Raw genomic sequence first — 9,059 nt, 5'->3', positions numbered from 1 at the left:
TTGAACTCGCGGCTGAACTTCCGTCTCGTCATATCCACTCTCCAATTCCATGGTCACGATCTTATCTTCGTGTCCACGAAACCGGCAGCAGGCCACGACGAGGCACATGCCTTACAGCTCGATGAACTGCGGCAGCATTTCAAGCTAAGCGCGGAAGATACGGTGAGGTGAGCCATCCGCACCGCCCATGCGATGCATCGCAAAGGTAGCTCAGCGCGGGAATGCAAACCAAGCGCAGTCAGAAAGCCGGATGCTTCACCGCTATGAAAGAGCATGTTTACATCACCGGAACGGGCGAGCGGGTGCGCGAGCGCGGGGGGCTTGTGGAGGTCGGCCTAAACCCTGAGGCGCAGGTTGCGCTAGGCGACCTTCTGCATTTCCAGTCACTGAAGGTCGGAGACCGGGTTAAGGAAGGGGATCGCTTGTTCGTAGTGGAAGGCAGCCTGACCGCTGCAGAGTTCTATTCGCCGGTAGATGGATACATTGACAGTGTCACGGGCGATCCGAAGATTTCAGATTGGCTCGTGGCGCTGAAGCCGTGAGAGATGTGATCCAACAGCTTATGATGCATAGATCATAATCAAGATTTATGTTCTTCGCATCATAAATAGGAAATATGATCCTTACGACATATTGACATTTAATGAACCCTAGATCATAATGATGATGAAAGGATCATCACTATGGATCAAATCGCCCGAAGCCCAAAGGACGTTGGCAACGCACTCCGCAACGCTCGCAAGGCCAAGAAACTTACCCAGGCCGAACTCGCCAGCCGCTCAGGCATCTGGCAGCGAACCATCTCGACCATCGAAACCAGCGCAAGCGGTGCTAAGCTCGATACAATCTTCGACCTCCTCGCGGCGCTTGACCTGGAAATTCAGATCGTCCCGCGCAGCAAGATGAAGCCCGGCGACCTTGAGTATATATTCTGATGGGGCGCAAGCGAACATACGCGCCGCTTGATGTTTTCATGAACCGCCGAAAGGTCGGACAGTTCTTCCGTGAACCAGACGGGGCGTTTGCCTTCACCTATGCCCCGGAATGGTTGGCTTGGGAAAACACCCTGCCCGTTTCACGCTCGCTACCACTAAGGTCAGAGCGCTATGTGGGACCGCCCGTCGTCGCCGTCTTCGACAATCTGCTACCCGACAATGATGATATCCGCAGACGCGTGGCTGAGCGCATAGGCGCAGATGGTCTAGATGCTTACAGTCTACTTGCAAAGATTGGCCGGGACTGCGTAGGCGCTTTGCAATTCTTGCCAGAAGGTGAAGAGCCAGAAGCGTCCGACGAACTGACCGGCGAGCCTTTGAGTGACGAGCAGATCGCGGCCATGCTCAAAGACCTCAAGCGCACCCCGCTTGGTATCCGCCGTGAGACCGACTTCCGAATTTCGGTTGCCGGTGCGCAGGAAAAGACTGCGCTGCTCTATCACGAGGGCAAATGGATTGAGCCTACAGGCACCACGGCGACGACACATATCTTCAAGCCTGCGATTGGAAAATTGCCCAACGGCATGGACCTGACCGATAGCATTGAGAACGAGCATTTCTGTCTTCGCCTAATGGCCGCGTTTGGCCTTCCAGTCGCTAAAACCGAGATTACGACTTTTGCAGATACGAAGGTGCTGGTCATCGAGCGCTTTGATCGCCTGCGCGCCCGCGACGGAAGGCTGATCCGCCTGCCCCAGGAGGATTGCTGTCAGGCATTGTCCATTCCGCCGACGCGCAAATATCAGAATGAGGGCGGTCCTGGCATCGTTGAAATCTGCGATCTGCTCCAAGGAAGCGATGAGCCGCTTCGCGACCGCGCCAATTTCTTCAAAGCCAACGTCCTGTTCTGGTTGATTGGCGCGACGGATGGTCATGCAAAGAATTTCAGTATCGCTCTGACACCAGGCGGCCGTTTTACCATGACCCCGCTGTATGATGTCCTGACGGTGCAGCCGACGCTCGACGCTGGTCAGCTTCAGATCAAGGAAATGAAGCTCGCGATGCGCATTGGCAAAAGTCGCCACTATAAGGTTTCTGACATTCTCGGTCGCCACTTCATGGAAACAGGCTTGGCAGCAGGTTTTTCGCGCGAGCAAATCGGTCAGATTTTCAAAGACATCGAAGCAGAATCCAAAAAGGCCTTTGCGAAGGCCTTGGCAGAAATGCCTGCCGGTTTCCCGCTTGGACTGTTCGAATCCGTCAAGCGCGGTTTTGACCAGCGTGTAACGCGGCTCGCGGGCAGCGAATAAATGAAGATATGCGGCATCGCCGCACAACTCCACATCTTATGATGATTAAAGAAGGGCGCTTATGCGCCCTTCTCCTCTTCCTGGGCCGGTGATGCCGGGTCTTCTATCGGGTGGCGCAGAACAATGCGGCCATTGATCGGCATGACTTCAAGCTGAAGGGTGAAGCCGTGGCCGTCCTTGTGCCGCCAGGCGGCACCGACCTTGTTCCAGAAGGATTTCTCGCCGCGCTGGGTGACGTGCCATGCCAGAAACTCGGGGGCGCTCGGCTGGAAGGTGGTGGTCTGCTTTTGTGTGTTGCGTGCCATGTCTTGATCTCCTTGGTTAGGGTTTGGCGCGTTGCGCCGTTCCGGTAGATCGAAGGCTCAAGGGCAAAGCTATCTGCCGCGCCCCCGGATCGAGATTTCCGGACCGCAGGGCGTGCAGGCCACCTTCGACTGGCAGGCCGCGCGCAACAGCGTCGCTAACGCCATGTGCACCGCAAGGCGTCCGGTCTTTTAGCACTTGAGGGCACGATTGTGGGCGTGGTGAATTTCGGCGACCGGACGGCAGCGATCTTTCAGGGGGCCTTTGATGCCGCCGTGGCGATCTGGGGCGGACTGCCCGGTGCCATCGGTGATTTCGCCTTCCAGGCCGCGAACGGGTTGATCTCCGGCATCGAGGCGATGCTGAACGGCGTCGTCACCCGCATCAACCGCTTCATCAACGGGTTGAACGCGGCCCTTGCGCTACTGCCGGAATGGGCCACCGGCGAGGGCGGCGTGCGGATCGGCACGCTCGATCCTGTCGGACTGGGTCGGATCGGCAACCCGTTTGAAGGGGCGGCCACCGCTGCCGGGACCGCTGCGGCCGACGCCTTTTCGGCCGCCCTGTCGCGCAGCTTCCTGGACCCCCCCGACCTTGGCCTCGGCGCGATGGCCGAGGATGCCCGCACCCGCGCCGATGGGTTTCGCGAGGCGGCGGGCATGCTGGCCGATGCCGCCGGTCGGCCGCTCGCCAGCCTGCAGGCGCTGCGCGACGCGATGACTGGCAGCGGGGCAGAGGCAGAGGCCTCACTGGCCAAAGCCGATGCCGCCGCCGCTAAGCTGAGCGAGGAACTTGACGAAACGGGCCGTGCCGCCGGGGATGCCGGGGCGGCTGGTCGCGCAGCCGGGACAGCAACCGCTGACGGCGCAAAAACCGCCCTGACCGGCTGGGCCGCCGTCACCGCCACGCTGGCCGACTATGCCGCCAGGGCCCGCGACATTGGCGGCGATATCGGGAGCACGCTGGTCGGCGCCTTCCAAAGCGCCGAGAATGCGGTGGGTGAGTTTGTGAAGACCGGCAAGCTCGATTTTGGAGATCTGGTCACGTCGATGATTGCCGATCTCGCGAAACTGGCGGCGCGGCGCTTCATTCTTGGCCCCATCGCCAATGCGCTCTCCGGCGCGCTGGGCGGTGCGGGCGGGTTGTTCGCCAGCATTCTGCACGCGGGCGGCGTGGTCGGCGCGCCGGGCCCCAGTCGCATGGTCCCGGCTCTGGCCTTCGCCGGTGCGCCGCGCATGCATTCGGGTGGCTTTGCCGGATATGAGGCGGGCCAGAAAATGCTCCGGGGGAGCATTTTCCCGGCGATTGGCCCGGACGAGGTTCCGGCGATCCTGCAACGCGGCGAACGGGTGCTGTCGCGTCGAGAGGCGGCTGGCTTTGGCCAGGGACAGTCCGCAGCACCCGCCGTCAATGTCACCATCAACGCGCGTGACGCCGACAGCTTCCGGCAGTCCAGAACACAGGTCGCGGCCGACATTGCCCGCGCGGTGTCACTCGGCCAGAGGGGCATATGATGGCGTTTCACGAGGTGCGCTTTCCCGACAACATCAGCCGCGGGGCGCGCGGCGGGCCCGAACGGCGCACGCAGGTGGTGGAACTGGCTTCAGGTGACGAGGAACGCAACGCCAGCTGGGCTAATTCGCGCCGTCGTTATCATGTGGCCTACGGCATCCGCCGTGCCGATGATCTGGCGGCAGTGGTGGCCTTCTTTGAAGCCCGTAACGGCCGCCTGCACGGGTTTCGCTTCAAGGATTGGGCGGATTACAAATCCAGCCTGCCCTCGCAGCCGGTCGTCCCAACCGATCAGCTGATTTGCACGGGCGACGGCGCGACGACGGCCTTCCAGCTGGTCAAGCGCTACAGCTCTGGCGTACAAAGCTGGACGCGCGTCATCGCAAAGCCGGTCATAGGCAGCGTCCGCCTTGCCCTGAACGGGGTCGAGCAGATGTCGGGCTGGAGCGTTGATCCAACCACCAGCAACGTCACCTTCACCACCGCTCCCGGCGTGGGCGACGCGATCACGGCTGGGTTTGAGTTCGATGTGCCCGTTCGCTTCGACAGTGACACGCTGGATGTGACCCTCGATATCGAACGGCTGGGGTCGATCACCTCCATCCCGCTCATCGAGATCCGGCGGTGAAGATCACCCCTCGCCCAAGAGCGCCCTGGCATCCTTGATCCGCAGGAACAGCGTCAGGGGCTCCACCGCCGTCTCGGAAAATCCCGCATCGCGGTAAAAGGCCTTCGCGCGGTCGTTCAGCGCGTGCACCAGAATGGCCGCGATGCCAACCTCATGCGCCGCCGCCGTGATGCGCAACACCGCATCGCGCAAGAGCGCGCGGCCAAGGCCATTTCCCTGTTCGGAGGCATCGATCGCCAATCGGCCCGGCACGATGACCGGCACCGGGTCGGGCATGTTCTGCCGCAACTTGCGCGGGGCCAGATCATGGCTGACCGATCCGGCGGCCAGCGCGTAAAAGCCAACCACGCGCGGGCCCCGGCACAACACATAGGTCCGTGACGCGCCCGAGGCCTGATTGGCGCGCGCCTTGCGCTTCAACCATGTGTCCAGCGTCGGCGCGCCGGATGCAAAACCATCGGTCAGATGATCGTCAGCCAAGGGTTCCGGCGCGCGCAGGGGCCCGTCGCCCGGCGTCACTTGTCCCATGGCGCGGGCGTGGCCAGCAGCTTGCGCAAACGCTCATTCGAGGCGGGCGGCGCATCGAGCTGCGCCATGAAGGCACTGAACTGCTCGGCGTCCAGTCGGAACGCCGTGCGATCCATCAGGGCATCCTCGGCGGCCTGCCGACTGGCTTCCATCATGAATTCAGAGCGGTTCTTGCCGAGGGTCGCTGCGGCACGGTCGATCAACTCGCGGTCACGCGGGGTGACGCGAAGGTTGATCAGCGACCGGCGCTGGGCGTCCTCGTTGGGGGTCACGGCAACCATGGCACGCACTCCTGTGATGAATTGATCCCACATGTAAAGACAGCAGCTTTACATTTCAACTGCGGAACGGACCAATCATGAAATTTCTCTCCCCCGACCTGCAGGCCCATCTCGACGATGGCACGACCACGCTCGCCTGGTGCTGGCGGATTTCGCGCAGCGATGGTGTCGCGGTGGGCTTTACCGATCATGACCGCCCACTGGCCTTTGATGGCACCGATTTTGAACCCGAAAGCGGCTTTGCCGCCTCGGAGATCCGCGCAGGCTCCGATCTCGCGGTGGATGCACAGGACGCAAGTGGCGTGCTGACCTCGGACCGGATCACGGAAACCGACATTCTCGACGGGCGCTGGGACAACGCGGCGGTGGAGCTGTGGCGGGCGAACTGGGCCGACACCAGCCAGAGGGTTCTGCTGCGCCGGGGTGCGGTCGGGCAAATCCGGCGCGGGCGGATCGCCTTTGTCGCCGAGGTCCGCAGTCTGGCACATCTCCTCGGCCAGACCGTCGGGCGGACGTTTCAGGCGGGATGCGATGCGGAACTTGGCGATGCGCGCTGCGGGATCGATCTGGAAAACGCCGTCTACAAGGGCGCAGGCGTGGTGACAGACCTGCTGCGTGACCGTGCCTTCCGGGCCTCGGGGCTGGCAGGGTTCGAGGCCGGATGGTTCACATCCGGGACGCTCACCTGGACCAGCGGGGCGAATGCCGGGCGCGTCACCGAGGTGCTGGCGCACGGGCTGGAGGGGAGCATCGCGACCCTGACCCTGCTGGAAGCGCCGGTGCGCGCCGTTGCTGAGGGCGACGGTTTCATCGCGCGGGCAGGCTGCGACAAGCGCATCGCCACCTGCACGGGCAAGTTCGCCAACACCCCCAACTTCCGGGGCTTCCCACATATCCCGGGGCAGGACGCGGTCCTCAGATATGCGTCGCAAGATGGCAGCCATGACGGAGAAGTCCTGTGATGACCGCCGATCCCGCCCTTGTCATCGCCACTGCCCGCCGCTGGCTCGGCACGCCCTATCATGATCAGGCGAGCCTCTGCGGGGTCGGCTGTGACTGCCTCGGCCTCTGGCGCGAGGTGGTGGGCGACGAGCCCTTCCCGATCCCGCCCTACAGCCGGGACTGGGGCGAGACCGGGCCACGCGAGGTGCTGGCCGAGGGGGCGCGCCGCATGATGATGGAAACAGCACCCGCCGACGCACCGCCCGGCGCTCTGGTCCTGTTCCGCATGGCCCCCCGCGCCATTACCAAACATGTCGGGATCCTCACGGGCCCCCAAAGCTTCATCCACGCCTATGAGCACCTTGGCGTGATCGAGCAACCGCTCACCGCGAGCTGGCGGCGGCGCATCGCCTTTGCCTTCCTGTTCCCGCGCTCCAGCAACATCTGAGTGTTTCATCATGGCAACCCTTGTCCTCGGCGCCGTCGGCACCGCGATTGGCGGCTCGATCGGCGGCAGCCTCCTCGGCGTGAGCGCCGCCACCATCGGCGGCTTTGTCGGCTCCTCCATCGGGTCGGTGGTCGATAACTGGATCGTCTCGTCGCTGGCCCCCGCGCAGCGGATCGAAGGCCAGCGCCTCGACAGTCTGCGCATCACCTCCTCGACCGAGGGTGCCGTGATCCCGCGCCTCTTCGGGCGCATGCGCATCGGCGGCAACATCATCTGGGCCACGGATTTCCGCGAGGAGGCAAAGACCAGCCGCCAGGGCGGCGGCAAGGGCAGCGGACCAAAGGTCACCACCACGGAGTTTCTCTACTTTGCCTCCTTCGCCGTGGCGCTCTCGGAGGGCGAAGTGACCGGTGTGGGGCGCATCTGGGCCGACGGCAAGTCGATGGATCTTTCGGGTGTGACCTGGCGCTGAGAGACGGCACCTTGTTGGTCGCGATGCTGCGGATGATCTGGGGCGTACCGTCGACCGCCTGGAACAGCGCCGCATCATCGGCCTGCATCAATGCCTCCGGATCGCCCGCCTGCAGATCAAAGAAGGCCGCCTGCGTCGGGTTTCCGTTAGCAGTGCCACAGAAGCACCCTACATAGGCACGGGGTGGCCCACCACCGAAGCGCAGCACCAACTCCACGGGGCGGAAGGTTTCCAGCGTCGCCATGACGTTCTGCTTGTCGCGGTTGCGCAGGATTGCCGACCAGAGCGCGGGATCGCCACTGGCAATGAGGCGGGCGACATGGATCGTGGCTTCGACATCGCCAAGGGCATCATGGGCATTGTGCGCGTTGAAGCCGTTGGCAGGGGCCAGACGATCCAGCTTGAAGGTAGTGCGGCCGGTGTCATCGGTCGGCCAATGCATCAGACCGGAATTGCGGCACCACACAGCATAGACGGCGGTCAGGATGTCGAGCCGGTTGTTGCCGTTGAACTGTGTGGCATAGATGTTCGGCTGAAGGTTCTGATAGAACGCCTGACGCAGCACCTCCTCATCGAAACGGATGGTGTTGAAGCCCACCCATGTCGCAGGCGCCCAACGTTCGGTCAGGTCCGTGATCGTCTGGGTGAACTCGAACAGGCTCGGCAGCTCTGGGTCAACCAGCTGCGCGGGCGTAACGCCGGTGACAATCAGCGCCTGAGGGGACGGGATGATGTGCGGCACGATCCGGCAGCGAAGGTTGACGCGGTCAATCTCGGCAAAATTGTCATCTGTCCGGATCGCTGCAAACTGCAGCGGCTGATCAAATGCGGGCGATATCCCGGTGGTCTCAAGATCGTAAAAGACAAATCCCATCAGAGGGCCCTTTCAAACAAACAAGCGGCCTCTGCCCCATTACCGGCTGCGCGCGCTGCTGCGCATGGCCCAATCCGCGCCGCCATAGGTGACAGCGTAAACAAGCACTTCGGCGGCGTCATCGTCAACAACGAAGGCAACGACGGCTTTGCGCCCTGCCGGGATGGCACGCAGACCAGGGGAGATTTCATCTCGTAGACTGCCCTTGTGCGGCGTGGCCTTCAGCATGGTGATGGCCGCCTCGATCTCGGCCAGCTTGCGGGCGGCCGCATCGGGACCGGCATAATCGAGAATCCACTGGGCGATGGCGTCAAGGTCGCGCGCGACAAGTGGGTGGAAACGAATGCGGTAGTTCACGCTCCGCGGGCCGCCCCGATAGTACGGCGGGCAGTGGCGAAGGCGTCGTCCTGGTCGATGAACTCTTCGCGCGGCGTTTCCATGCGCGCACGGATTTCCTGCGTGAGGGCAGAGAGGGCCACGTCGCGTTCCTGTTCATCCTGCATCATCTGTTCCAGCGCGGCCGCGACTGCAGCGCTCTGGGTCGCGAACACGCCCTGCCCGACCTTTTCAGAAAGGAACTGGTGGTGGCGGTCGGTGAAGCTGAGGGTGGTTTTGACGGTCATCCGCGCCTCCATGGTATGACTCAGTCATATACTGGATCGGAGCGATGGTTTCAACCGTGGCGGACGCAACGCCGTTGCCGAACATCCCCAAACGCAAAAAGCCCCCTGTGAGCTACTCCCCATCGGTTGGACAGGATCTGGCGTAAATTAAGCTACTCTTTGCACCTGCTGATCGGGTTGGGTTTTGTCTTTTCTCAGCCAAT

The 9,059-nt window shown here is 62.6% G+C and carries 11 protein-coding genes and 3 pseudogenes; 8 read left to right on the top strand and 6 right to left on the bottom strand.

Translation table 11 applies throughout. The features are described from left to right. The first annotated feature begins 221 nt into the window (after positions 1-221). The 3 genes from ACSSV4_RS22745 to ACSSV4_RS22735 all read left to right on the top strand — a co-directional run bounded on the left by ACSSV4_RS22745 (position 222) and on the right by ACSSV4_RS22735 (position 2,245). Positions 222-542: a hypothetical protein gene (locus ACSSV4_RS22745; protein ID WP_454277274.1), complete on the top strand. Its 321-nt coding sequence runs from the start codon at positions 222-224 to the stop codon at positions 540-542. Positions 543-683: 141 nt separating this feature from the next. Further along, on the top strand, positions 684-935 hold the full coding sequence (locus ACSSV4_RS22740; RefSeq protein ID WP_454277273.1) for a helix-turn-helix domain-containing protein: 252 nt from the start codon (positions 684-686) through the stop codon (positions 933-935). Then, positions 935-2,245 carry a type II toxin-antitoxin system HipA family toxin gene (locus ACSSV4_RS22735; RefSeq protein WP_454277272.1) on the top strand — a complete coding sequence of 437 codons (1,311 nt, stop codon included), beginning with the start codon at positions 935-937 and terminating at the stop codon, positions 2,243-2,245. The genes ACSSV4_RS22740 and ACSSV4_RS22735 overlap by 1 nt, the downstream gene beginning before the upstream one ends. Before the next feature lie 59 nt (positions 2,246-2,304). Here the strand turns inward: ACSSV4_RS22735 and ACSSV4_RS22730 are convergent, their stop codons facing one another. Further along, complete coding sequence (locus ACSSV4_RS22730) at positions 2,305-2,550, bottom strand: hypothetical protein (protein WP_454277271.1); 246 nt, start codon at positions 2,548-2,550, stop codon at positions 2,305-2,307. Positions 2,551-2,724: 174 nt separating this feature from the next. Here ACSSV4_RS22730 and ACSSV4_RS22725 point away from each other — a divergent pair. Both ACSSV4_RS22725 and ACSSV4_RS22720 read left to right on the top strand, forming a co-directional pair. Beyond that, positions 2,725-4,062: pseudogene (locus tag ACSSV4_RS22725) on the top strand (phage tail tape measure C-terminal domain-containing protein); the annotation flags it as partial. Continuing rightward, complete coding sequence (locus ACSSV4_RS22720) at positions 4,062-4,688, top strand: phage distal tail protein, Rcc01695 family (protein WP_454277270.1); 627 nt, start codon at positions 4,062-4,064, stop codon at positions 4,686-4,688. The pseudogene ACSSV4_RS22725 and the gene ACSSV4_RS22720, both read left to right, overlap by 1 nt. A gap of 3 nt (positions 4,689-4,691) precedes the next feature. Here the strand turns inward: ACSSV4_RS22720 and ACSSV4_RS22715 are convergent, their stop codons facing one another. Then, on the bottom strand, positions 4,692-5,216 hold the full coding sequence (locus ACSSV4_RS22715; RefSeq protein WP_454277269.1) for a GNAT family N-acetyltransferase: 525 nt from the start codon (positions 5,214-5,216) through the stop codon (positions 4,692-4,694). Beyond that, entirely contained in the window at positions 5,204-5,497 is a 294-nt protein-coding gene (locus ACSSV4_RS22710) for a type II toxin-antitoxin system TacA family antitoxin (protein WP_454277268.1), read from the bottom strand. Before ACSSV4_RS22710 ends, ACSSV4_RS22715 begins: the two co-directional genes overlap by 13 nt. 77 nt (positions 5,498-5,574) lie before the next feature. Here ACSSV4_RS22710 and ACSSV4_RS22705 point away from each other — a divergent pair, with 77 nt between their 5' ends. The 3 genes and pseudogenes from ACSSV4_RS22705 to ACSSV4_RS22695 form a co-directional block, all read left to right on the top strand. Next, positions 5,575-6,459 (top strand): DUF2163 domain-containing protein, encoded by an 885-nt coding sequence (locus tag ACSSV4_RS22705; RefSeq protein WP_454277267.1) that lies wholly within the window; start codon positions 5,575-5,577, stop codon positions 6,457-6,459. After that, positions 6,459-6,887, top strand: a complete 429-nt coding sequence (locus ACSSV4_RS22700) for an NlpC/P60 family protein (protein WP_454277265.1) — start codon at positions 6,459-6,461, stop codon at positions 6,885-6,887. Before ACSSV4_RS22705 ends, ACSSV4_RS22700 begins: the two co-directional genes overlap by 1 nt. Positions 6,888-6,897: 10 nt before the next feature. Then, a pseudogene (locus ACSSV4_RS22695) lies at positions 6,898-7,356 on the top strand (baseplate multidomain protein megatron); the annotation flags it as partial. 331 nt (positions 7,357-7,687) lie between these two features. Here the strand turns inward: ACSSV4_RS22695 and ACSSV4_RS22690 are convergent. From ACSSV4_RS22690 to ACSSV4_RS22680, 3 genes and pseudogenes are all read right to left on the bottom strand, one after another. Next, positions 7,688-8,233: pseudogene (locus ACSSV4_RS22690) on the bottom strand (exonuclease domain-containing protein); the annotation flags it as partial. A gap of 39 nt (positions 8,234-8,272) precedes the next feature. Beyond that, a complete protein-coding gene (locus ACSSV4_RS22685) occupies positions 8,273-8,590 on the bottom strand; it encodes a type II toxin-antitoxin system RelE/ParE family toxin (RefSeq protein ID WP_454277264.1) in 318 nt (105 codons plus the stop codon). Beyond that, entirely contained in the window at positions 8,587-8,856 is a 270-nt protein-coding gene (locus ACSSV4_RS22680; RefSeq protein ID WP_247651388.1) for a hypothetical protein, read from the bottom strand. The genes ACSSV4_RS22685 and ACSSV4_RS22680 overlap by 4 nt, the downstream gene beginning before the upstream one ends. Positions 8,857-9,059: the final 203 nt, after the last annotated feature.

Source organism: Roseovarius sp. MBR-154 (assembly GCF_053628595.1).
The sequence above is the reverse complement of the archived record's forward strand: the minus strand, read 5'-3'. Positions and strand labels throughout refer to the sequence as shown.